Annotated in this window: 21 protein-coding genes; 15 read left to right on the forward strand and 6 right to left on the reverse strand. The window is 48.8% G+C overall.

All coding sequences use genetic code 11. The features are described from left to right. Window positions 1–32 precede the first annotated feature (32 nt). The 11 genes from thiE (at window position 33) to AC2TDN_RS10545 (ending at window position 14,038) form a co-directional block, all read left to right on the forward strand. Window positions 33–899: a thiamine phosphate synthase gene (thiE, locus tag AC2TDN_RS10495; protein ID WP_484687925.1), complete on the forward strand. Its 867-nt coding sequence runs from the start codon at window positions 33–35 to the stop codon at window positions 897–899. Window positions 900–906: 7 nt separating this feature from the next. Next, window positions 907–1,731, forward strand: coding sequence for a thiazole synthase (locus tag AC2TDN_RS10500; RefSeq protein WP_482068055.1), 825 nt, complete (start codon window positions 907–909; stop codon window positions 1,729–1,731). Beyond that, entirely contained in the window at window positions 1,731–2,879 is a 1,149-nt protein-coding gene (gene thiO / locus AC2TDN_RS10505) for a glycine oxidase ThiO (protein ID WP_484687926.1), read from the forward strand. The genes AC2TDN_RS10500 and thiO overlap by 1 nt, the downstream gene beginning before the upstream one ends. A gap of 210 nt (window positions 2,880–3,089) precedes the next feature. Further along, the gene (locus AC2TDN_RS10510) at window positions 3,090–4,130 is read left to right on the forward strand and encodes a FecCD family ABC transporter permease (protein ID WP_484687927.1); all 1,041 of its coding nucleotides are present in this window, start codon (window positions 3,090–3,092) and stop codon (window positions 4,128–4,130) included. 62 nt (window positions 4,131–4,192) lie between these two features. Further along, a complete protein-coding gene (locus tag AC2TDN_RS10515) occupies window positions 4,193–5,164 on the forward strand; it encodes a FecCD family ABC transporter permease (RefSeq protein WP_484688086.1) in 972 nt (323 codons plus the stop codon). 162 nt (window positions 5,165–5,326) lie between these two features. After that, entirely contained in the window at window positions 5,327–11,182 is a 5,856-nt protein-coding gene (locus AC2TDN_RS10520) for a WIAG-tail domain (RefSeq protein ID WP_484687928.1), read from the forward strand. A 191-nt stretch (window positions 11,183–11,373) separates the two neighbouring features. Beyond that, entirely contained in the window at window positions 11,374–12,762 is a 1,389-nt protein-coding gene (locus tag AC2TDN_RS10525) for a glycosyltransferase family 2 protein (RefSeq protein ID WP_484687929.1), read from the forward strand. Between the two features lie 64 nt (window positions 12,763–12,826). Next, on the forward strand, window positions 12,827–13,114 hold the full coding sequence (locus AC2TDN_RS10530; RefSeq protein WP_482068060.1) for a nucleoside-diphosphate sugar epimerase: 288 nt from the start codon (window positions 12,827–12,829) through the stop codon (window positions 13,112–13,114). A gap of 27 nt (window positions 13,115–13,141) precedes the next feature. Continuing rightward, entirely contained in the window at window positions 13,142–13,486 is a 345-nt protein-coding gene (locus tag AC2TDN_RS10535) for an alpha-helical endospore appendage domain-containing protein (RefSeq protein ID WP_482068061.1), read from the forward strand. Further along, window positions 13,486–13,818 carry a hypothetical protein gene (locus tag AC2TDN_RS10540; protein ID WP_484687930.1) on the forward strand — a complete coding sequence of 111 codons (333 nt, stop codon included), beginning with the start codon at window positions 13,486–13,488 and terminating at the stop codon, window positions 13,816–13,818. The genes AC2TDN_RS10535 and AC2TDN_RS10540 overlap by 1 nt, the downstream gene beginning before the upstream one ends. Beyond that, window positions 13,787–14,038, forward strand: coding sequence for a hypothetical protein (locus AC2TDN_RS10545; RefSeq protein WP_482068063.1), 252 nt, complete (start codon window positions 13,787–13,789; stop codon window positions 14,036–14,038). The genes AC2TDN_RS10540 and AC2TDN_RS10545 overlap by 32 nt, the downstream gene beginning before the upstream one ends. Before the next feature lie 71 nt (window positions 14,039–14,109). Here the strand turns inward: AC2TDN_RS10545 and AC2TDN_RS10550 are convergent, their stop codons facing one another. Next, on the reverse strand, window positions 14,110–15,117 hold the full coding sequence (locus AC2TDN_RS10550) for a beta-ketoacyl-ACP synthase 3 (RefSeq protein ID WP_484687931.1): 1,008 nt from the start codon (window positions 15,115–15,117) through the stop codon (window positions 14,110–14,112). A gap of 158 nt (window positions 15,118–15,275) precedes the next feature. On the opposite strand from AC2TDN_RS10550, the gene AC2TDN_RS10555 reads away from it, so the two are divergent. Then, entirely contained in the window at window positions 15,276–16,001 is a 726-nt protein-coding gene (locus tag AC2TDN_RS10555) for a YhcN/YlaJ family sporulation lipoprotein (protein ID WP_484687932.1), read from the forward strand. A gap of 217 nt (window positions 16,002–16,218) precedes the next feature. After that, window positions 16,219–17,340, forward strand: a complete 1,122-nt coding sequence (locus tag AC2TDN_RS10560; RefSeq protein ID WP_484687933.1) for a hypothetical protein — start codon at window positions 16,219–16,221, stop codon at window positions 17,338–17,340. 93 nt (window positions 17,341–17,433) lie between these two features. Here AC2TDN_RS10560 and AC2TDN_RS10565 read toward each other — a convergent pair whose 3' ends face one another. The 5 genes from AC2TDN_RS10565 to AC2TDN_RS10585 all read right to left on the reverse strand — a co-directional run bounded on the left by AC2TDN_RS10565 (window position 17,434) and on the right by AC2TDN_RS10585 (window position 21,805). Beyond that, complete coding sequence (locus tag AC2TDN_RS10565; protein WP_484687934.1) at window positions 17,434–18,222, reverse strand: glycosyltransferase family 2 protein; 789 nt, start codon at window positions 18,220–18,222, stop codon at window positions 17,434–17,436. 66 nt (window positions 18,223–18,288) lie between these two features. After that, the gene (locus AC2TDN_RS10570) at window positions 18,289–18,978 is read right to left on the reverse strand and encodes a glycosyltransferase family 2 protein (protein ID WP_482068068.1); all 690 of its coding nucleotides are present in this window, start codon (window positions 18,976–18,978) and stop codon (window positions 18,289–18,291) included. Then, complete coding sequence (locus tag AC2TDN_RS10575) at window positions 18,979–19,995, reverse strand: glycosyltransferase family 4 protein (protein WP_482068069.1); 1,017 nt, start codon at window positions 19,993–19,995, stop codon at window positions 18,979–18,981. A 100-nt stretch (window positions 19,996–20,095) separates the two neighbouring features. After that, window positions 20,096–20,785, reverse strand: a complete 690-nt coding sequence (locus AC2TDN_RS10580) for a glycosyltransferase family 2 protein (RefSeq protein WP_482068070.1) — start codon at window positions 20,783–20,785, stop codon at window positions 20,096–20,098. Further along, window positions 20,786–21,805: a glycosyltransferase family 4 protein gene (locus AC2TDN_RS10585; RefSeq protein ID WP_484687935.1), complete on the reverse strand. Its 1,020-nt coding sequence runs from the start codon at window positions 21,803–21,805 to the stop codon at window positions 20,786–20,788. Window positions 21,806–22,012: 207 nt separating this feature from the next. Here AC2TDN_RS10585 and AC2TDN_RS10590 point away from each other — a divergent pair, with 207 nt between their 5' ends. Both AC2TDN_RS10590 and AC2TDN_RS10595 read left to right on the forward strand, forming a co-directional pair. Continuing rightward, the gene (locus AC2TDN_RS10590) at window positions 22,013–22,990 is read left to right on the forward strand and encodes a sugar phosphate nucleotidyltransferase (protein ID WP_484687936.1); all 978 of its coding nucleotides are present in this window, start codon (window positions 22,013–22,015) and stop codon (window positions 22,988–22,990) included. Window positions 22,991–23,000: 10 nt separating this feature from the next. Then, window positions 23,001–24,290, forward strand: a complete 1,290-nt coding sequence (locus AC2TDN_RS10595) for a UDP-glucose dehydrogenase family protein (RefSeq protein WP_484687937.1) — start codon at window positions 23,001–23,003, stop codon at window positions 24,288–24,290. The last annotated feature ends 11 nt before the right edge of the window (window positions 24,291–24,301 follow it).

Consider the following 24,301-nt stretch of genomic DNA (forward strand, 5'->3'; position numbering starts at 1 on the left):
TGATTCTGACGATAGAGAGGCGTGCATGATTAATGAGTAGACCAAAATGGCGCGATTTTCGGCTATACGCCATTACGGCGGAAAGCAATCATCCCGGAAAATTCGTCGCAGATGTCATGGAGCAGGCATTGATTGGCGGTGCGCAGATCATACAGCTTCGCAATAAGACGGGAACAAGGGAAGAAGTGCTGGAGCAGGCCAAGGCGCTGCGTCAATTAACGCGAAAATATAATGTTCCTTTCATTATCAACGATTACCCGGATATCGTTCTGGAAACGGATGCTGACGGCGTCCATCTAGGGCAAGAGGATATGCCTATTGCGGAGGCGAGAGCATTGCTCGGACCGAATCGGATCATCGGCATTTCGACGCATAGCTTGCAGCAGGCATTGGCGGCCGAGCAAAGCGGAGCTGATTATATTGGCGTGGGACCTGTGTTTCCAACCAATACGAAGCCAGGCCGCGCCGCTGTCACCACTAGCTATGTAACAGAAGCAGCTCGGCACATCACGATCCCATTTGTTGCGATTGGCGGCATTACGTTAGGCAATGTGGATATCGTGCTCGCTGCTGGAGCAAAGCGGATATGTGCCGTCTCCGCTATCGTAGGCCATACAGCTCCGGCAAGCGTATGCCGCGCCTTCTTGGAGAGACTGGATGCGGCTGGCTGTGAGCTGGCTTCTGAACATAATTTTGCGCAAAAGACGTTGATCATCAATGGACGCAAGGAGCAGACGAGCGCCAAAACGGTCGAGGAGCTGGTAGTTGAGCTGGGACAGCAAAACAAGAAGCTTGTCATAGAGCTGAATGGTGTGATCGTCCAGCGCGCGCTCTGGGCAGAAACCGAGCTGCAAGGCGGCGCTTCTATAGAGCTTGTACACTTTATCGGAGGGGGGTGAGCCAAAGTTGGGTGAATGGATTGAGAATGATCCGCTAGTTATTGGCGGTTATACGCTGCGGTCGCGCTTTCTGTTCGGAACGGGGCGGTTTCCTAGTCCCGCTGTGCTTCAGCAGGCGCTTGAAGCGTCGGGCTCGGAAGTCATTACATTCGCAGTAAGACGGGTCAATCTTGAAAGCGTAGAGGATGATTCGGTGCTGCAGCACTTCGAGGACAGGGCGCTTAAATATTTGCCAAATACATCGGGTGCAAGAACGGCAGAGGAGGCTGTACGGATTGCGAGATTGGCACGTGAGGCCGGTCTTGGAAATTGGATCAAGGTAGAAATCAGCGGCGACCACCGCACGCTGCTGCCTGATCCGGTAGAAACGCTGCGAGCTACGGAGCAGCTTGCAAGCGAAGGCTTTATCGTACTGCCTTACACCTCAGATGATCCTATTCTATGCCGAAGGCTGGAACAGGCAGGAGCTTCGGCAATTATGCCTGGCGGCTCTCCAATAGGAACCGGACTAGGGCTGCTCAATCCTTACAATTTGGGTCTTATTGCCGAGCAGTCAAGCGTCCCCGTCATTATTGATGCGGGCATCGGCTCCGCAAAGGACGCGGCGGAAGCGATGGAGCTGGGCGCGGACGGCATATTGGCCAATACGCCAATCGCCAAGGCGCAGGACCCGGTCATGATGGCTCGCGCATTCCGGTTAGCGATTGAAGCAGGCCGTCTAGCGAGGCTTGCCGGCCGCATTCCGAAGAAACGCTACGCGTCAGCAAGCAGCGAGTGGGCGGGCTCCTTGTTTGAGACAGCGGCCAGCCTCGGCAGCGGAGGCGAGCAGTAATGCCGCAATCCGTTATGATACTCGGCGGCGGCATCATCGGTTTGTCCTGTGCGTTTGAAGCAGCAAGGAGAGGGATGCATGTAACGCTTATTGAGCCAAGCGAGCTGGGCGGTCAAGCATCGGGTGCGGCTGCGGGCATGCTTGCCCCCTATTCGGAAAATACGGAGCAGCCGGATGAATTCTTTCACTTGTGCTTAAACAGTCTTCGCTGCTATCCGGAGTGGATTAAGGCAGTCGAGGAGCTGTCAGGCATGCCTGTAGAATGGGTCCAAAGCGGAAGCATTAACGTGTTTATGCACGAAGCGGATGCGCTTCCTATTGCGTCAAGATTGCAGTGGCAAAATGATTGGGGCGCAAGAGCTCAGCTTCTCGATGCAGCGCAGCTTCGGAAGCTGGAGCCTATGGTGTCGCATTCGGCGGTTGCCGGCGTATTTACGCCGCAAGAGAGCCACGTTTACGCACCGAAGCTGGTCTCGGCGCTTGCGGCGGCGTGCCGCAAGCTGGGAGTTGCCATTCATGCGCATGCCGGCGAGATTGAAGAAGTGCTTGTTCACCCTAGCGGAGGGGTTACTGTTCGGGCTCAAGGTTTAGCGAGTCTTGTTCACGCCGATCGGCTAGTCGTGTGCGCGGGAGCTTGGTCTGGCGCTTATGAGCGGTGGTTCGGTCTCAGCATTCCGGTTCATCCGATACGCGGTCAAATTTGCTCCTACGAGCATCAGGCTGACGATGTGCGCCATATGGTGTTCGCAAGTCAGGCTTATTGGGTCGGCAAACGAAATGCACGGCTCGTATGCGGCGCATCCGAGGATGTCGCCGGCTTTGCGACAAGCGTGACCGAGCGGGGAATTGGACGCTTGATTCGCAGCAGCAACCAGCTGTTTCCTTTTCTTGAAGGCAGGAAGATCGCGCATAGCTGGGCAGGTCTCCGCCCAGCAACCCGAGACGGGCTGCCGCTTCTTGGTCAGATAGAAGGAACGCCGGCAGTTATTATGGCAATCGGCCATTATCGCAATGGCATATTGCTGAGTCCAATTACGGCGCTCGTCGTAGCGGATTTGCTGGAAGAAAAACAGGCGAGGCTGCCCATCAGTCGATTTGCTCCACATCGTTTTACGGTTCCTGCAAGAGCGGGAAGAGTCCGTGCCTGACGCATCATCCCACCGATCCGCTATGAATTGACTTAATTAACTCATTGAAAAGTGCTAAATAATCTGCTATATTGAAAACGAGAATCGTTATCAATATAGCGGGTTTTTTTTATGCCCAAAAACTTACTTTTGTTAAAGAGGCTACCTGCGAGCGATGCTTGCGAGCCATTATGTTCAATCAAAGTATACATATAGAAGGGTAGTTAGAGCATGTCTTCTTCATTAAATGCGAAAGCGGCGGCAAGCACAAAGCTGCGCACGCGGCCGCTGGCGGCCACTATTATTTTGTTTGGGGGCATTGCTTCTCTCATCCTGTCACTCGCTTTATCCATTTCGGTTGGAGCGGCGGATATCAGCCTATCCACCGTATGGCAAGCTGTATTTCACTTTAATGGGGACGAGATACAGCATCAGATTATTAAAGAGCTCCGGATGCCGCGCGCGCTGGCGGCGGCCCTCGTAGGTGCTGCTTTTGCTGTCGCAGGCTCGGTGATGCAGGGGATGACCCGCAACCCGCTGGCGGATTCAAGCTTGCTCGGCATCAATGCTGGGGCAGGCTTCATGCTGGCGATTTGCTTCGCTTTTTTTCCATCGGTATCGTACTTAGCGCTTATGTTTGTTTGCTTTGCCGGCGCTGCAGTCTCAATGGGACTTGTTTATGGGATCAGTTCACTGGCGAAGGGCGGACTAACGCCAGTTAGACTTACGTTAGCAGGAGCGGCTGTAGGCGCCTTGCTGCTTGCGATTACGGAAGGCATCGCACTCTACTTTAAAATCGGTCAAGATTTGGCGTTTTGGTACGCTGGCGGAGTAGCCGGAATAAAATGGGTGCAGATTCAAATCATTTCCCCATGGGTGATCGGCGGCTTGCTTGGCGCTATCGCTTTATCCCGCTCAATCACGTTGTTGAGCTTGGGTGATGATGTTGCTGCGGGTCTTGGCCAAAGAACAGGCTGGGTGAAGGCAGGAGGCGTTATTATCGTCTTGCTGCTCGCCGGCACTGCTGTGTCTGCAGTTGGGTCAATTGGCTTTGTCGGACTTATTATTCCACATATATCACGCTTCCTTGTCGGCGTGGATTACAGATGGATTATTCCGTGCTCGGCTGTTCTAGGCAGTCTGCTCATGGTTCTTGCGGATATTGGCGGGCGTATGGTTAATCCGCCTCAGGAAGTGGCGATAGGCATCATTATCGCGGTAATCGGCGTTCCTTTCTTCCTTTATCTCGTAACTAGGATGAAGGGGGAATAAAGGTGGATACATTATTTATTACTGCAACGGAGCAGCGCAGAAGAAAACGCGCCATTCTCGCCATGTCGGTGCTTGGCGCGCTTATCATCCTATCCTTTATTATCAGCATGAATACGGGCTACATCCGGCTTGCGCCGCTCGATGTATTCAAAACGTTATTTGGGGCGGGCACAGACAAGCAGGAGCTTATTTTATTTGATTTCCGATTGCCGCGAATTGTTATTTCCATCCTGATCGGAGCGGGATTCGCCGTATCGGGCTGTATTATCCAAGGCATATCGCGTAATCCGCTTGCTGATCCAGGGCTTCTCGGGATTAACGCGGGTGCTGGGCTTGCCGTTATTTTGTTCATCTCCCTCTATCCGACAACGGAGAAGGGGTCCATCTTTTTGATGCCCTTTCTGGCGTTGATAGGCGCTTCGCTCACGGCATTGATTATTTTCATGCTATCGTATAAGCGGCATCGCGGATTGCTGCCAACCCGGATGATTCTCGTCGGAATCGCCGTAGCGGCGGGCATTGGCGCAGCGATGCAAATTTTGATTTTGCGTCTTACGCCGGAGAAATACCAGTTTTTTGCCGTTTGGATGGCGGGAAGCATTTGGGGCACGAACTGGAAATATGTATTGGCGCTTCTGCCATGGCTGATTATTATTTTGCCGTTCGTGCAATATAAAGCGAGAGCGTTAAATGCTTTAAACCTTGGCGATCAATTGGCGGCAGGTCTCGGCGCGCAGGTGAATAAGGAGAGAGCTTGGCTGCTTGCGGCATCCGTAGGACTTGCAGGTTCTTGCGTTGCCGTCGGCGGCGGCATTGGCTTCGTGGGGCTTATTGCTCCACACTTGGCAAGAAGGCTCGTTGGACCGCAGCATCAGGTGTTAATTCCAACCTCTGCATTTGTTGGGGCATTGCTCGTAATCGTAGCGGATACGCTGGCTAGATGGGCATTCCAGCCCAATGAAATTCCGACAGGAATTGTTGTTGCCGTTATCGGAGCACCATATTTCCTTTATTTACTGTCAAAATCTAAATAATGGGATACTAACATGTGAAAACCGCGGAGAGCATCATGACTCCTCGGTTTTTTTTGCATGCGACTTAGCCAGTCATACATATTTGTCTTCGCTCCTAGTAGCCAGCCTATGGGTATGTGCATATATTACCTATGACATTTCTGGTGGAAGAAGGAGAGGACTATGACAAAAAGCAATAAAGGGAAAAGCCCGAAGGGGCGAAAGCCGCTTTTTTATGTTGATAATCCGCATACTTCCGAGTTAAAGTGGCTGGACGAATTGAATAAAAAGAAAGCCGCTGCGTTAGAAGCAGCCAAGTTATCCTTAAAGGCTGCAGAGGAGAAGGTACACAAAGCTGCGGATGAAAATGAACTAAAAGCAACGGTAAATGCCGTTGCTCCAGTCCTTGATCAAGTTGATGTTGTTGATGTGGATGCTGTAGTTGTTGTTAATGATGTTGATGATGTTGATGATGTTGATGATGTTGATGATGTTGATGCTGAACTCGCATCGATCGAGCAAGCAGAGCAGGAGGCAACCGAGGAGCTAGTCGAGCAGATTCAAGAGATCACATGGGAAGAGAAGCAGGATAGGATTGAGGAGAAAAAGGAGCCAGAGGGTCCACCCGCTTTTATTTATACAGATGACTTGGTCGATCTAGCCGTTACGGCTGAGAAAATCGCACCTGGGGCGATTGACAGCAGCAAGCTGTCGACTGGAAGCGTGCAAGCAAGCTCGCTAGCTGATTATGCCGTTCAGACCATTCATCTGGAGGATGGAGCAGTTAACTCGTCCAAAATCGCTAGCGAATCGATTACAGGCGAGCATCTGGCGAACCATTCGATATCCGGTGACAAAATAGTGGATTATTCCATTTCCGGCAGCAAGATTCAAAGCGGCAGCATCACGTCGGAGAAGCTGGCAGACCGCATAATCAGCCCGGATAAAATTGCCGAAGGCTCGATTGATTCCAAGCACTTGAAGCCGTTTCTCATTACATCAGAGCTGCTGGCGGAGCAGTCGGTTACAGCCGAAAAAATTAAAAGCGGAGCGATCCGGCCGGAAAATTTGGCAAATGAAAGTATTCATAATTCGAAGCTCGCCGAAGGAGCGGTAACGCACTCCAAGCTGCGTGACGGAGCTGTTACGAGCGAGAAAATTGCGGCTGAATCCATTGATTCCGAGCATGTTAAGTCTGGCGTACTCCTATCAGAGCATCTTGCAGCTGGTATCATTCAGGGAAAGCATTTGGCCTCGGGCGAAATCATGTCAGACCATCTGGCAGAAAACGCAGTCGGAACAAGGGAGCTGCAGGCAAAGGCAGTCGAAGCCGAACAATTGGCGGACGAATCCGTGTCTTCATCCCACCTTCAAGCAGCATCTATTCTGAGCATACACGTCGGAAGCGGTCAAATAACAAATGAGCATCTCGCCGATCTGTCAGTCAACACGACGAAGCTGGCGGATCAAACGGTGTCTTCATCTCACCTGCAAGCAGCGTCTATTCTGAGCACACACGTCGGAAACGGACAAATTACAAGCGAGCATCTCGCCGATCAGTCTATCAACACGACGAAGCTGGCGGATCAATCGGTCTCCACGATTAAGATCGTCGATCATTCGATTACGCAATCGAAACTTTCGGATCAAAGCGTGAACGGTCAGAAGCTGGCTAATGATTCGGTGCAAAGCCGCCATTTGGGAAATGGAAGCATTATCTCTGACAAAATAGCCGAAAATCAAATTTTGCAATCCCATCTATCGGCAAAGTCGATCACAACGAAGCATATCACTCCAAACGCCGTCTTAAGAGAACATTTGCAAAACGGCATCATCAACGAGGATAAGCTCGCATCTCAAGCGGTTAGAGAAGAGCATATCGGCTTTGAGGCTGTTGGCATGTCACAGCTAGCCAGCGAATCGGTTTCTCGGAGCAAGCTGACGGCAGATGCCGTCGACGGTTCCGTTCTCGCGAATGGCTCGGTTGAATCGCGGCATTTGCAGGATGAGATAGTTACCTTCCAGAAGCTCTCGCCGGAAGCGCTGAGATCTTACCATTTTTCGGCGGGCTCCGTAATGGGCGAAGCGATTAGCAAGAATGCTGTCGACGGCGAGCATCTAAAGCCGGCAATTATTGAAGGACGCCACCTCGCGGTAGATTCCGTCGATAATGAGAAGCTGCAGGACGGCTCGGTAACTAGCAGCAAGCTGGCGCTAGGTGCCGTAACGGAGCGTTATATTGCGGCAGGTAGCGTATTCTCTCATCATTTAGCCGATCATGTCGTGAACTCGCTCAAGCTTTCGCCGGAGTCGGTCACGACCGATAAGCTGACGGACTTAAGCGTCTCCTCTGAGAAGCTTGCCGACGGCAGCGTAACGAGCGCCAAGCTTGTGCCGCATGCCGTATTGTCCAGCCATCTTGCGATTAAATCGGTGTCATCGCAGCATATCCAACCCGACTCGATTCGCTCGACCCATATTGAAGCCAAGTCAATTGGAGCCAACCATCTTGCCGATCAATCCTTTGGAACTGATACACTGCAGGATGGCGCCGTTACAGCTGCTAAGCTTGCTTTTGGCGCAGTGCAGTCGAAGCAGATCGCCGACGAAGCCGTGCTTAGCCGTCATTTGGGGGGCGCATCCGTGCTCGGCATTCACCTTGGGGAAGGCAGCGTGCATGGCGCTCATTTGGCTGATGATTCCATTACGTCCGATAAGCTTACTGAGGGAAGTGTAGGTTCTGTACAGCTCCAAAAAGGCTCCGTTGGCGCAGAAGCGCTCAGCAGCGAAGCTGTCGGGACGGATCATATCGCGGAGGGTGCGGTCACATCTGGCAAAATAGCCCCGCTATCGATAGGCGACAAGCAGCTTCAACCGGACTCGGTATATGCCGTTCATTTGACCAAAGCCAGCATTGGGGAGCAGGCGCTTCAGGATGAATCGGTAACTAGAGCAAAGATCGCGCAGGATTCGGTATCAAGCGAGCATGTTCAGCTGGAGTCGCTGGCAGGCAAACATTTGAAGTCGGATACGATTCAAGGCTATCACATTCGCAAAGGCACGATTACGCTAGCCCATTTGGCCAGCGATGTGCTGGCTTTCGATAAAATAGCTGACGAAACGATATCGGGAAGCAAGCTTAAGCAAGGGACGGTCGGCAGCAAGCAATTATCAATTAATAGCGTAAGAACAGAGCAGTTGAATGACGGTGCCGTAACGCGTGAGAAGCTTGCGGCTGATGTAATCGGCACGAAGCAGATCGAACCAGGCGCGGTTGGGGAAGAGCAGCTTGCCGAGGGCAGTGTTACATCGTCGAAGCTGGCATTTGGCAGCGTAGGAGCGGATCAGCTGTCAGCAGGCAGCGTAACGACATCGAGGCTTGCTGAAGGCAGCGTAGGAGCGAATCAGCTGTCAGAGGGCGGCGTTACGGCATCCAAGCTGGCACCGGGCAGTGTAGAAGAGGGACATTTGGCAGCAGGCAGCGTAACGATCTCTAAGCTGGCGGAAGCAAGCGTGGGAACGTCGCAATTAACGGATGACAGCGTAACATCTTCAAAGCTAGCGCCGGGCAGTGTAGAAGGCGAGCATTTGGCAGCAGGCAGCGTAACGATCTCCAAGCTGGCGGAAGCAAGCGTGGGAACGGAGCAATTAGCGGATGACAGCGTAACATCCTCTAAGCTAGTGCCGGGCAGTGTGGAAGAGGAGCATTTGGCAGCAGGCAGCGTAACGATCTCCAAGCTGGCGGAAGCAAGCGTGGGAACGGAGCAATTAGCTGAAACCAGCGTAACGTCATCCAAGCTAGCGCAAAGCAGTGTGGAAGAGGGGCATTTGGCTGCAAGCAGCGTAACGATCTCAAAGCTGGCGCATGCAAGCGTTGGAACGAAGCAATTAAAGGATGACAGCGTAACAGCCGAGAAGCTGGTGCTGGGCAGTGTGGAAGAGAAGCATTTGGCAGCAGGCAGCGTAACGATCTCCAAGCTGGCGAAATCAAGCGTAGGATCGAAGCAATTAACGGATGACAGCGTAACGTCATCGAAGCTAGCGCCGGGCAGTGTGGAAAACGAGCATTTGGCAGCAGGCAGCATAACGAGTCAGAAGCTGGCGGAAGCAAGTATAGGAACGGAGCAATTAACGAATGACAGCGTAACGTCAGCAAAGCTGGCGCCGGGCAGTGTGGAAGAGGGGCATTTGGCAGCAGGCAGCGTAACGAGCTCAAAGCTGGCGGAAGCAAGCGTAGGGACGGAGCAATTAACGGATGACAGCGTAACATCATCCAAGCTGGCGCTGGGCAGTGTAGAAGAGTGGCATTTGGCAGCCGGCAGCGTATCGAGCTCAAAGCTGGCACAGGCAAGCGTAGGGACGGAGCAATTAACGGATGACAGCGTAACATCATCCAAGCTGGCGCTGGGCAGTGTAGAAGAGTGGCATTTGGCAGCCGGCAGCGTAACGAGCTCAAAGCTGGCGGAAGCAAGCGTAGGGACGGAGCAATTAACGGATGACAGCGTAACATCATCCAAGCTGGCGCTGGGAAGTGTAGAAGAGTGGCATTTGGCAGCCGGCAGCGTAACGAGCTCAAAGCTGGCACAGGCCAGCGTAGGAACGGAGCAATTAACGGATGACAGCGTAACGTCATCCAAGCTAGCGCCGGGCAGTGTGGAAGCGGAGCATTTGGCAGCTGGCAGCGTAACGATCTCGAAGCTGGCGCAAGCAAGTGTGGGTACAGAGCAATTAGCTGATGCTAGCGTAGCAGCAGAGAAGCTTGCCTTCGAGAGCGTAGGTACAGAACAGCTGGCGCCAAGCAGCGTGACATCGTCGAGACTTGCACCTGGAAGCGTGACGACGTCGAGGCTTGCGCCAGGCAGCGTGGGAACGGAGCAGCTGTCGATTGGCAGCGTAACGACGTCGAAGCTGGCGTTAGGCAGCGTAGGGACAGAGCAGCTATTTACAGGGAGCGTAACCTCGTCGAAGCTGGCGCTTGGCAGTGTAGGAACGGAACAGCTCGGTGAGGGAAGCATAACGGCGTCGAAGCTGGCATTCGGAGTCGTAGGGACGGAGCAGCTGTCTGCGGGCAGCGTAACGACGACGAAGCTAGCGCTAGGCAGCGTAGGAACGGAGCAGCTGTCAGTAGGCAGCGTAACAACGTCGAAGATTGCGCTGTGCAGCGTAGGAACAGAGCAGCTGTCGACCGGAAGCGTAACGTCATCGAAGCTAGCGCAGGGAAGCGTAGGAACGGAGCATCTGTCAGCCGAAAGCGTTACTTCATTGCATCTTGCTCTGGGCAGCGTAGAAACGGAGCATTTATCAGCCGAAAGCGTCTCATCATCGAAGATAGCACCTGCCAGCATAGGTCCGGAGCATCTAGCAGCTGAAAGTGTGACTGCTGAGAAGCTGGCCTTCGGCAGTGTAGGAGAGGAGCAGCTGTCGAGTGGAAGTGTGACAGCGTCGAAGCTGGCCTTTGGCAGTGTAGGTACGGAGCAGCTGTCTGCGGGAAGCGTAACAGCGTCGAAGCTGGCCCCTGGCAGTATAGGTACAGAGCAGCTGTCAGCAGGCGGCGTAACATCATCGAAGCTGGCAATAGGAAGCGTAGGAACGGAGCAGATCGCACCGGGGAGCATTACGGCGGATAAGCTTGCAGTCGGGCTATTGCCGGAATATTCGCTGGGCTTGGCTACGATACAATCGGAGCGTATTGCTGATGGCTCCATAGCTGGAAGGCATATACAAGAGCAATCAATTGAACTCTCAGCCTTACGGTTTACGCCTGTTATTACGACATCAGGCAGCGGTGCCATCAAGCAGCAATTCGGGCTGTCACCCTATAGCTTTGAAGTTCAAGCGGAGCAAGTCGAGCTTATTATTCCATTCGATGAGCCTTTCGCAGACAATCGTTACGTCATAACGGTGACGACTGACAATCCGGCTTGCTATGCCGTTGTTCATTCAAAAGCGATCGATAAAGCAGCTATCATCATTATCCGTACGCGTATCAGTCACGAGCCTAGAGGCAGCATTAACTGGATTGCGATTGGCAAAGCATAATAGAAGCAAGAATCATGCTGTCCCGCGAGGTCTGTAAAGACCTGAGGGGCAGCTGTTTTATTTTACAGTAAATGGAATCTAATAGATTTCATTTCTGCATAAGTTGTACGCTTGCCGTTGCAGATAAAGCTTCTCCACATACAATATGATGTTGAACTGAACGATCAAATGATGGAATGGAGAGATTAGTGATGAGACGCAAAAAAAGGCCGATTCGACGTCTCAACAGCAATGCTGCCTCGCGCAATAACGCGGAAAAACGGTTGGAGAGGTATAAGCTTGGCCTGAGTCAAGGTTATCAGCAAGGACTGCAGGCTGGTAGAGAAAGCTATGAGACCTATTTCGAAGGCACTAGCATTATCATTCCGAGTGAAAACGAGGTTGAATCGGTAAAAGCATGTATCGAAGGCATAATGGATCATACCGACCTTCCTTATGAAATCATCGTTATTGATAATAGCTCTACGGATGGCATCGAGCGATATTTAAGTCAATTGGATGGTCAAGTGAGATATCGGGTTCTATCAGAATCAATCGGCTTTACAGGCGCAGCGAACATAGGCTATATGATGGCCAAGGGTACGACAATTTTGCTGCTGAACAATCATATTCTGCCTACCGAAAACTGGCTTGAAAATTTACTTCTATGCTTGAACAGCGATGCAAGCATAGGGATAGTAGGACCGGTATCAAATGGACTGAGCGGAAAGCAGCATATGGTGCTGCCATTCGAAGATTTGGAAGATAAGTATGAATGTACAAGAGTCAACAATAAAAGCAATTCGTCCAGATGGCATCAAGCCGAGCGACTTTCGGGCAGCTGCTTGTTGTTTCGGCGCGAGCTGTTGGAGAGGGTTGGCTATTTGGATGAGGGCTGTCAAGTAACGCCTTTTTATGCGGATGATTATGGCTTGCGAGTGAGATTGCAGGGCTATTCGCTCGTTTATGCGAAAGATGCCTATGTTCATCTTGCGGAGCAGGAGGAAGAGAGTGAAGCTCGTCGTTCGACTGAAAAAGCGCATCAGGATTCGAGTCTCTATTTTGCAAATAAGTGGAGCGGGATAGATCATTTCATATTTGACATGGAAGCGTCTGCATATAAGCAAGGAAAATGGCTTCAGGAGCTGGAAAAGGCAAGCGGGAAGCAGCTTGGCGAGTCCGCCTTTTACCCGCAGCATTTGGCTGTGAAGGGACTTGGCGATACGATCTATTGGATTGAGAATAGCGTAAGAAGACCGATCGACGGGATTTGGGAGGAGACAGCTATTCGGCTGTCACAGCTCGACATATGGCGCTGGGCAATGGGCGAGCCCATTCATGCAGAAGCATTGACTGCTTTGAAAAGCTCAATCCGTGCAGGAGAGCATGAGGCGCTGCGAAATGGCATGTTATGCGAGGGTATGAATGGGAGCAGCTATTACCTTGAAGACGGCAAAAAACGCGCGATTATAAGCAGGCTTGCCGCCGAAGGCTGGGGCCTCGATGCTCATCAGCAAACGAAGCTGTCTGAAGAAGAGCTAAGTGCCATCCCGGATGGTCTGCCCATAATCGCACCTATAAAGCTGCTTCAAGCTTTGTAGCCTGCAATCGAGTACCAAGAATGCAGGGAACGCATATGTTATAGAAGCAAGGAGGGAGAGTTCCATGCACAAAAGAGTTACGGAAATCATACATCATATGGCTCATTCCAATGAAAAGCTGGCACTAATCCTCGAGTCAGAACGTCATGTGACGGTTCGGATTTCCGAAGTCGTACAGTCACTTCCGAACGAATATCCGAATTTCAGCGGAGTAACCGGTGTTCTGGAAAATGCGCAGGCGATGGGGCAGAATATCATCGCTTATTTAAATAGCATCGCGGATTTTGAGGAAACGATTGCTGAGCAGCTTACTTTCGTTATACGTGAGCTAAATGAAGCGGATGAAGAATGATGAGGTTATAAGGAGGCTTTGCTTGGGATGAATCGCGAACATGCGTATTTGCGAATGCTTGGCTCAACGGCTAGTATACAAAAAAATATAGCGATAATGCTGGAAGCCAAAGCGGTGGAAGCCGAAAAAATGCGATCCTGGATCTGTAACCACTTGCATAGCGATAACTTCAACTCGCAGCAAGCCCAGCTGGATCAGTCTATTCAGATGCATGATCAGGTTATTGAGGCAATCGACGGGATCGCCAAGCTGAATCATGGTATTGTATCCATAATGAAGGCCGTGCTGCAGCGGGAGGAAGAAGAATCTGAGATGGATGGGGAATCAATGGCTTCCTTTGGCAAAGGCATCTCATTCGGTGATAAAAACTAATGAGAAGCATAGGGACGGAACGTGAGGCGAGAGCGGACTTTCTAGCTTCGCTTGCAAGAAGCCAACAGGCGCTTGCCCGTATTTTGGAGTGCGTAGCCGATGTGGCAGGCAGCTCACAGGGTACAGCTAAGCTTCTTCGCGATAATGTGCGATCGCTTACCGATCTGCAGGAAACGATTGCAGAGGCGGTTACCGGTCTTGCATGGCGCAGAAGGACAAAGCGGAGAGGAAAGCCGACAAAGCCGTGGATTCAGCCTAAGCTGCCCGTTTATGGCGTTCAAAGGTCAGGGGGAGAAGCCATTGCTCAAAAACAAAAGGAAAGCCGCACCTAGCTCGAAGGACAGTCCGAAGGGATCGCGCAAACGAACGAGCCGGAGAAGTTCGATTGGCAAAAAGACGCTCCATCGCCGCAAGCCGCTGCTTAGGAAGCGGTTTTCGCAGAAGGAAAACGAGCAAGCAGAGTTTGGGCAAACCTTTAATATCGGCTATAATACCGGTTTCGCCAAAGGATTTGAAGACGGACATCAGGATGCCTACAAGAAGCGGACTTAATGGATAGAAGCCCTATATTCAATCGCTGCAATGTCAAGCAGAACGATTGAATATAGGGCTTATTTGTTCGTTTACAGGGACCACCGAAGTATGACGCCGGCTTGCGTAAGGCCTCCACCGAAGCCATACAGGAGCATGAGCTGGCCTGGCTTAACAGTACCTGCTTTGACCGCTTCGTCGATTGCAAGCGGTATGGAAGCTGCAGAGGTGTTGCCGTAATGCTTGATGCTGGATAAAGTCTGGCTAAGCGTGAAGCCGGTACGCTCGCAAAGGGATTCGATGATGCGCATATTTGCGCTATGGGGAATAAACCAGTCGATATCCGCTGCGGAATGTCCGCTGCTCTCTAAAAGCTGCTGGACTCCTTCCGCTACATGGCTGACCGCCCAGCGATAGACTTCCCTGCCATTTTGCACAATAAAACCGTTCGTATGAATGTCATGCTCCCCGATTGCGGAAGCTAAGCTGCTTCGGTAAAGCAGATGGCCGCGGGTACCGTCGGTCTTATTATATACGGCTGCAATATCGCCATGCCCGTCCTCGGACGCTTCTATAAGAAATGCGCCTGCTCCGTCGCCAAACAAAATACATGTGGTGCGATCGGTGTAATCGGTAATTTTGGACAGCGTTTCTGCTCCTATGACTAAAATTTTGCGATATGCGCCAGAGAGCAGCAAGCCGTTGGCCAGCTGTATGGCAGCGGCGAAGCCTGCGCACGCAGCCTGTATGTCGGCAGCTCCAGCGCTGGCGATGCCAAAATGAGACTGTACCTGAGACGCTACGCTCGGAAATACGGCGTCCGGCGTAGAGGTAGCTATAATAATGTAATCGACATCGGCCACGCTCACGTCGTAGCGTTCAATCATGTCATGAATAGCAGCAAAGCAAAGATCGCTTGTAAATTGGTTGTCTGCGGCGATATGCCGCTCCTTGATGCCGGTTCGCTGCATGATCCATTCGTCGCTCGTCTCCACTAGCTTCTCCAAATCAGCATTTGTTAATATTCGTTCAGGAACGTACGAGCCGATAGCGGTAATGACGGCATTCGAGTGAATGGCAGCATATTGTGTTTTGTTCATACGGAGCACTTCCTCTCAAGTTTAGTACCAAGTACTAGTAGTTGATACTAATTTACTTTATCCCTGCATCTTTGTCAATGAGATGAATAGCTCATGCGGAAAAGACAAACGATAAGGAAAGGTTCGAGGCCTAATTTAAAAAGATGGAGGGTGGCTAAATGCGCAAACCATTCGCTGCTTTGACTGCAGGTTTGCTGCTAAGCACAATGCTGGCAGGCTGCATGGAAAAACAAGGAGATCTTGGGAATAAAAACATTCGCCAAAACAGCGTAAGATATGATGCAAATGGCAATTTATTAAAGGATAAACGGTTTGCCAACGATCAAATGAATGAAATGAACCGTGTGAACGGTCGAAGGCTCAACAGCAATAACGTCATTGGCTCGCATAAAAATTATCGAATGGAAATGAGCGAGGCAATTGCTAAGAAGATTATGGATATGGATGCAGTGAAATCAGCTTACGTGTTGTTGACCGATCATAATGCATATGTCGCTGTCTCATTAGATGAGGATGAGCCTAAGGTTGAATCCAAATTGATGAGCCGGACAAATAGCGGTTATATGGGCCAAGAGGGCACAAGGGTCAGCAGACGAATGAGCAGCTTATCTACAGGACATCATATGCTTACTAATCAAATGAAGGATGATATCGCTAAAGAGGTTAGAAAATTAAAGCCTGGCGTTGAGCATGTGTATGTCTCAGCGAATCCGGATTTTGTCGGCCGAATGAATGCGTATATGAACGATGTGAAGCTTGGACATCCGATTCAAGGCTTCATTGCAGAATTTAATGCGATGGCTGAGCGGATATTTCCAGCTAGGTCAGATGACAAAAACATGGAGACGAGAAGGATCAAGGACAGGCGGTTCATATACGATTAATTAAAATATTATACAATGAGAATCAATGGCTTGAGGACAGTGTCCTTGAGCCTTTTTAGTTGAAATCTACTTCTATATTCAAAGCTTTTTTATATAAAATCTAGACTCGTATATGTTGCTTATGAATCTAGTCAAACATAGTATATGGCAAGAGAGGAGATGGTTGAACAACCGTGAATGACAATCGACTACAACTGTTTAAACGGGGTGGAGCAGCATGATCATTGGAACGGTTTCGAGCGCCAGCCTCCTGCCGAGCGCGATGATATTGGCTAAATCAGTCAAAAAGCAAATGCGAGATTGCAAGGTCGTAGTAGGTATAATTGAAAGTGCTATGCCGAGCGAAGCGCTCATTTGCCCTTATTTTGACGAAGTTGTACTAATAAGAGATTTGGGTGCGTACCCTGATATGCAAAAATTCTTTTTTCAATATACGGCTCAGGAAGCAGCGCGGGCTAGCAAGGCGCCATTGATGAAGTACCTGTATGACAAATATACGGAAGAGCAATTAATGGTTTATATGGATGCGGAAACGAAGGTAATATCGCCACTCGAGGAGCTTTCCGCCATTGCGTTGAATCATCCTATCATCTTAATCGGCAATGCCGTTCACCTTGAATCATTGGATCTGGATTGGTTGTCCACCACTCGCCAAAGAGGCATTTACCATCCGGGATTTTTGGCGTTAAAACGTCATCCGGCCGCCGAGCGCTTTATAGCGTGGTGGAGCAGGCTAAGCGAGAACCATTGCTATTATGACGATGGAAATAAAAGGTACGGCGACCAAGCATGGCTTGATCTTACGCATACGCTCTTCGAAGATGTGTATGCGCTGCGCCATTCGGGATATCTTGTGTCTCCCGGAAATATGATGGAAAGATGGAATGTGCACCAGGTTTCGCCTAGTGCTTATACCATCGATAATCAGCCGCTGCGGTCCCTTCTTTTATCTCATGATTTCTTGCCGGCAACCTCATGGATCGATTCAGCTAGAGGAGAGTTGTATGGAAGTCTATTCCTCGAATATAACAATGAATTAATAGGAATGAAGCAGCTAGCGATAAACAGCGCTCCATGGAGCTATAGCCTTTTCTCTAGCGGCGAATGGATTACCGATCAAACGAAAGAGATGTTCCGCCGCAATGGCTACGAAAATCCCGAAATTGAAAACCCATTCTTGCTATCGAATGCTTATTTTACAGGAGAGCAAATTAGCGAAAGCGTACCTTCCGTACCGGTTCGACCGCAAAGAAGCAAGCTGGATGCACAAGCAAGAAAAAGAAGGCTAGGACGCAAAAAACGGTATTCTCCTCGTAAAAAACGCCGATCAACCTTTTGAAAGACTTATGTATCGAATAATACAAACAGGAAACGAGCCTTTAGAATCGCTTCTAAGGCTCGATTTGTATTCCATTCATTTATTTGTCATCATTCAAGACTGCGAAGCGGACAAGCCTTTGTATTTAAAGCGAGCAGGGAGCAAGTGCTGCTTGTTCAGCTTGTTTAGCGATTTATTAATGTATGGCTTAAAGTCATTTGTATTGATAATGCTGGCGTTTTTGTCTGTCAGCAGCTGCTTGTCGGTTACTTTCCACGTATGTGAAAGGTTATTGGGCCTGCGATAGGCTGCAAAATTATAAGGACTGGTTGTGTACAGCCGATATCCGTTCTTTAAACAAGCGCGAACAAATCTTACGTCCGTGCCTTGGTACACATTTGTTGCAAATTGAACCTTCTCGAATACTCTTTTGTTGAACATAATCGTCGCACCGGCGATTTTTTTACATGGCTTGAAGGGAGGTACCGACGTTTTGCGAAGCAAGAGCTTGGATCTATGGAGAAAAAAGAAATAGCAGGAGCGCTTGCCTACGACATCCGCCTTTGAGCTCGCGAACTGATACATAGCCTCAGGGAGATAATATGGCGAGTAATAATCGTCATCGTCAAATTTGGCGATGTAATTATATTTGGCTTTGGCAACGCCGTAATTGAGACATGACCCCAAGTTTTTATGCTGATCGGCTCGATAGACGCGGACATTCGGATATTGCTGCGCCTTCTGCTTATAAGGGATCAATGAAATACTGTTTTTGTTAACGATAATGATGAGCTCTTTCTTATTCCACGTCTGGCGGGCAAAATTTTGAAAAATATGATGGATATGCTCCGGCCGAATGGTTGAGGTTATTATAGATACGCCTTCATTCGCGATGCTCATCATCTATCGAGCCCCCTCTCCCGCAACTTAATAAGCAACGAATCGGTTGCCAGTTCCTATGCAGATGGATTACGAAACGAATTTTGTAAAGTCAGTCGTATAACGGATCAGCCTGCAATAATCCATATATCTTTTTGTGCTGTTCTTTTGTGTGTGAGATTCAACATTTTTTCTTCTGACGCAAACATAATTCTTTTTGGACACAGAGTAAATTTTGTATCCTCTTTTTCTGCACCTGAAGGTCCACTCCGAATCGGTACCCACCGCTCTATTCTCAGGAAATTTCACTCTTCTCCATACCGACTTTGTAAAAAGCAGCGTACCGCCTTTAATGGACCTTTGATACGACCGCTCGCTGCCGGCACGGAACACCATTAATGCTTTTGTTTCCTCAAAATAAAGATAGGAGGTGGTTTTGCCGACAATGCTGGCTTTGCCTGCCCTGAGCGCCTGCATGGATTCTCTTAAATATTTTGGGCCGTAATAATCATCGTCATCAAACTTGGTAATCAATCCATTCTTCGCTCTGGCGATCGCAAAGTTTAAACATTTGCCCAGCATATATTTCTGCGGAAGCTTATAGACTCTAACTTCGTTATTGGGGTACTGGCTCGCTCGTTCCTTCCACAGCTTAATATCCATGTCATCCTTATTCAAAACAATAATCATTTCTTTGTCCAGCACATCCTGGCGATTATAGTTGGCGAATACATTATCTATATAAGAGGATCTCATCGTGCATGCGATAATGGTTACCACTTATTTCAGCCCCTTGCCTTTATGTTTGGCTTTGCGCTTATTCCAAACGGTATTTCTCATGATTTTATATTTTTTCTCTTTAATAATTTTTTTATATAGTTTTAAAAACTTGTCGGTCATGGAGCGGTCGGAGAAGTTTTTTTGGACATAGCTCCTGCAAGCGCGGGCTGAAGGAAACTTTGAACGCTTCTGGACTTTATCGATCATATCCTTCGTATTGCTGCAAAGCAGCTGCGGCAAGCCTTTCAGCACTTCCGGTACGGCGCCGCCTTTCTTGAAGCCAAGCACAGGCGTTCCGCTGGCGAGCGCTTCAATCAGAACGAGACCGAATGGCTCATCCCAAGTGGACGTAAAGAGCACGCAGCTTGATCGAGACAGCAGATCCATCTTCTTGCTGCCGCCAACTGGCCCTATATAGCGAATGTGTTTATTCAAGTGAGGCTTAATTTTAGCGTTAAAATATTTTTTATCATTTATGGGGCCAGCCAGAATAAGGTCCTTCCCGGTTTTTTTGGCGACTTCGACGGCGTGATGAACGCCCTTCTGCTTGATGATCCGACCAAGAAATAGAAGGTATCCCTTTTTCTTTTTTCGATAGCGATAATCTTCAACCCGAATGCCGTTATGCACATAGTAGCCTTTGTTTTTACCGTATTTTCGCAAAATCGTCTTGCTCACATAAACGGGGATTTGCACGCCGGATACGCCTTTTGAATGCGAGCTTCGTATGGTGGGAATAGGAGGGTTGGATTTGGCTACGATTCCGTAATGATCATGAATGAAATCAACATCGCTGGGGAGATTTTTTTTTATAAATGCAAGCTGCTCTGTTCGGTCATTGGACGGATATTCGAAGGTTTGGGTAGAGCGGGCCGTAGAGCCTTTTTTCGCAAATAAAATGACTTTATGTCCGCGCCGAACGAGCTCTTCGGTTAGATAATGAACCTCCCGCTGCGTGCCTCCGTAATCTTTTGGTGGAACTGGTATCGTATTGGTCGAAATTTGTGCTATCTTCAAAATCGCACAGCTCCCTTAAGTTCAAAATTTACAAGCATTCCCTTTTTAGAATATGAATGCTGTTCCGCTCGTGATACGGACATTTCAATTGTTGGGCATTCTAAGAAATATACTTTGCAAAGTGGCGGGTATGACGGACTAGCCTGCAATGGGACATATACCTTCTTGTGCTCTTTTTTTGCGTATGCGAGCCAATATTTTTTCGTCTTATGCAGACGTAGTGCTTTTTGGAGACGGAATAGATTTTAAATCCTCTTCTTCTGCATCTGCCAGTCCATCCAGAGTCAGTGCCGACCAGCTTGTTCTCAGGAAATTTCACTTTTCTCCATACCGACTTTTTAAAGAGAAGCGTTCCTCCCTTAATGGATCTTTGATACTTTCGCTCTCCTCCTCTACGGAAGACCATAAGCGCCTTTTTCTCTTCAAAGTAAAGATAGGAGGTATGCTTGCCGATAATGTTTGCTTTTCCTTTCTTTAGCGCCCTTACAGACTCTCGTAAATATTTTGGAGCATAATAGTCATCGTCATCAAACTTGGCGATCATGCCTTCCTTTGCCAAGGAAATGGCGTAGTTCAAGCATTTGCCCAGCTTATATTTCTGCGGAAGCTTATAGACCCTCACTTCGTTTTTAGGATACTGCTTTGCTCGCTCCCTCCAAGCTGAAAGGTCCATATTGTTTTTGTTCAAAATAATAATCATTTGTTTGTCCTTCCAGGTTTGCCGATCATAGTTGGCGAACACGTTATCCATATAAGAGTTTCTCATGGTGCATGCAATAATGGTTACCATTTAATTCAACTCCTCGATTTCGTTATTGGCCTTCGCCTTGCGCCTATTCCATAAGGAATTTTTCACAAGCTTATATTTTTTACTTTTAATAATTTTTTTGTAGAGCTTGAGAAAGTTATCGGTCATGACGCTGTCGGAGAAGTGAGTATTGACGTACCGCCTGCATTTATAGGCAGAGGGCAGCTTTTTTAGGTTTCTGATTTTTGAGATCATCCCCTTGGTATTTCTGCAAAGCAGCTGCGGCATCCCCTTTAAAACCTCCGGTACGGCGCCTTTCTTGAAGCCAAGGACAGGCGTACCGCTTGCGAGCGCCTCGATCAGCACAAGGCCAAACGGCTCATCCCAGACGGATGTAAACAGCACGCAGCTTGCACCGGCCAGCAGTTCTTGTTTCTTGCTCCCGCCGACTGATCCTACATAGCGGATTTTATGATTTAAATGAGGCTTAATTTTAGAATTAAAATATTTTCTATCATTTAAAGGACCAGCAATGATCAATTTTTTTCCGGTTTTCTGTGCGATTTTGATCGCGAGATGGACGCCCTTTTGCTCGATTAAACGGCCCAAAAATAACAGATAGCCGTCTTTCTCCTTTTGAAAATAATAATCTTCAACCCGGATGCCGTTATGCACGTAATAGCCTTTATTTTTACCGTATTTTCTCAAAATCGTTTTACTTACATAGATCGGAATTTGCACGCCGGCGACGCCCTTTGAATGGGAGTTCCGGATCGTAGGGATTGGCGGATTGGCTTTAGCTACAATACCGTAATGATCATGAATGAAATCGACGTCGTCTGGGAGGTTTTTTATTATAAAATCGAGCTGCTTCTTGCGATCATTGGATGGATATTCAAAGGTTTGAGTAGATTTGGATGTAGAGCCTTTCTTGGCGAACAAGATGACCTCATGTCCGCGACGAACCAGTTCCTCGGTAAGATAATGTACGTCACGCTGCGTGCCGCCATAGTCTTTAGGAGGGACCGTTATTGTATTTGTAGATATTTGTGCAATTTTCAAAGTCGCACTGCTCCTTTAGGTTAGTATCTATAAGACATCACACCGTAGAATATGAATGGTCAACTGTTCCTGGCACGGCGTTTTCATTAGATGGCAGCAGTTCTTTTCCGCTCTTAATCTATTCATTTTATAAGCTCGGCCTACACCAATAGCAGCTCCATTTCATAGGATGATAGAAATTGATTTTTTTAATAGGGGAGATGCGTTTTGAAAGGACTTATTCTCTGTGCCGGCAAAGGGACTAGGCTGTATCCGTTCACCCTCAAACACCCGAAAACGCTCATACCTGTAGCTAACACTCCCATTTTGCAATCCTGTATTGAGAAGTTGACAGAGCAAGGAATTAGGGAGATCGGGGTTGTCATCCATCCGTCACAGGAACTTGATATCCGTGAACAATTTGGCTTGGGAGAAGGAATGCATGTCACGATCACTTATATTTACCAGTATGAGGCGAAGGGCATCTCGGATGCGTTGAAGCAGGCACAGCCGTTTATCGGAGATGAAGCTTTTTTGTTGTTGCTCGGTGACAATTTAATTTCTGATCGTTTAACCGAATTGAAGAATGACGTGGAGGAACGGGGGAGTGAGGCGTCGCTGATGCTCGCGGAGGTTGCGAATCCGCAGGATTACGGCATTGCGGAGGTGCTGGAGGATCGTATCGTACGGCTCGAAGAGAAGCCTAGATTGCCAAGGTCCAAGCTCGCCGTCTTAGGCGCGTATGCCTTTAAAGGTTCGATCTTCGCTGCGGTTAATGATATCAAGCCATCAGCAAGAGGCGAATACGAAATTACGGACGCCATTCAATGGCTTATCGATCAAAACCTGACGGTTACCTATCATTTGACGGATAAGCTGAATATGGACGTTGGCACATTAAAGAGGTGGTTGGAGTCCAACCAAAAAATGCTGGATAAGATGCCAAGCAAGAAGTCGATTCATGAATCGGTCATTTTAAGCAACTGCACGATTGTTGAGCCTGTAACCATTGCTAAAGGCAGTATATTGAAGGATTGTGTCATTGGGCCGCATGTCTCGATCGGTGAAGATTCGCATATTGAGAATTGCCGAATAGAGAACAGCATTATTTTAAACGGCGTACATTTGCTGCACATCTCTACTTTATTAAAAGATACGGTCATTGGCAATCGATCCATTATGGCAGGATTGCATGTAAGGGAATAGGGGGAAACCAATGAATATATTGGTAATTGGCACGGGATATGTAGGGTCAACCACTGCTATGGTATTTGCCGAGCTAGGCTGGCAAGTGACGGGACTTGATACCGATGCACATAAAATTAAGCAGCTAGAGCAGGGCTTTCTGCATTTCTACGAACCAGGACTCGAAGCGCTGCTCAGTAAGCATATACAGTCCGGTCAAATCAAATTTACTACTAATAAAGACGAGGCAATTAAAGGCAATGATATCATTTTTATTTGCGTCGGAACGCCATCTCGTCCCGACGGCAGCGCAGATATGCGCTATGTGAAGCAGGTAGCCGAGGATATCGGACAGAAGATGAATGGCTATAAGCTCGTTATAACCAAAAGCACCGTTCCAGTAGGGACGCAGGAGCAGATTACCGCTTGGATCGGCGCCGCGCAGGAACAATCGTATCCTTTCGACGTAGCATCAAACCCGGAATTTTTGCGTGAAGGAAAAGCAGTGGTTGATGCATTAAATCCTGATCGCATTATTATCGGTTCCAATAGCAAACGAGCTGCAAATCTGCTTCAATCGCTCTACCAATCCGTCAAATGCCCCGTTGTCATAACTACGCCTAGAACAGCTGAGCTCATCAAATACGCTTCAAACGCATTTTTAGCGAGCAAAATATCTTTTATAAACGAGCTTGCTAGACTTTGCGACGCCATTGACGTCAATGTGAAGGAAGTATCAAATGGAATGGGACTTGATCCCCGAATTGGCGCCAGCTTTCTGCAAGCCGGGATCGGATACGGAGGTTCGTGCTTTCCGAAGGATGTCTCTGCCTTAATTCTGACGGCAAGGCAAAATCGTATCGAGCTGTCTGTTTTGGAGAAGGTCGTTCAGGTCAATCAAACGCAGCATGCTTACTTGATCGATAAAACGAGAGAGCGCTTGGGAAGCATTGTCAATAAAAAGATAGCGATACTAGGTTTGGCCTTCAAACCAGATACAGATGATATCCGGGAGGCTCCGGCACTCCGTGTAATCGAAAGCCTGCTGAGCGAACATGCTCATATTATGCTGTATGATCCAGTTGCCGTCCTGCCTGACAACACCGAATATGATGCGGTAAACGAATGCTCCCAGCTGGAGGAAGCGCTGCAAGATGCCGATGCCGTCATCATATGCACGGAGTGGCCGATTTTCAGAAAACTGGATTGGGCTCAAATGAAAGCTGTGATGAAGCAGCCGAACGTATTCGATGGACGTAATATGCTGGATGCGCAAGACATGCGGGCTCTCGGATATTTTTATCAAGGGATAGGGTTATGAGGAGAAAGCTT

The organism is Paenibacillus sp. Y660 (genome assembly GCF_057221575.1).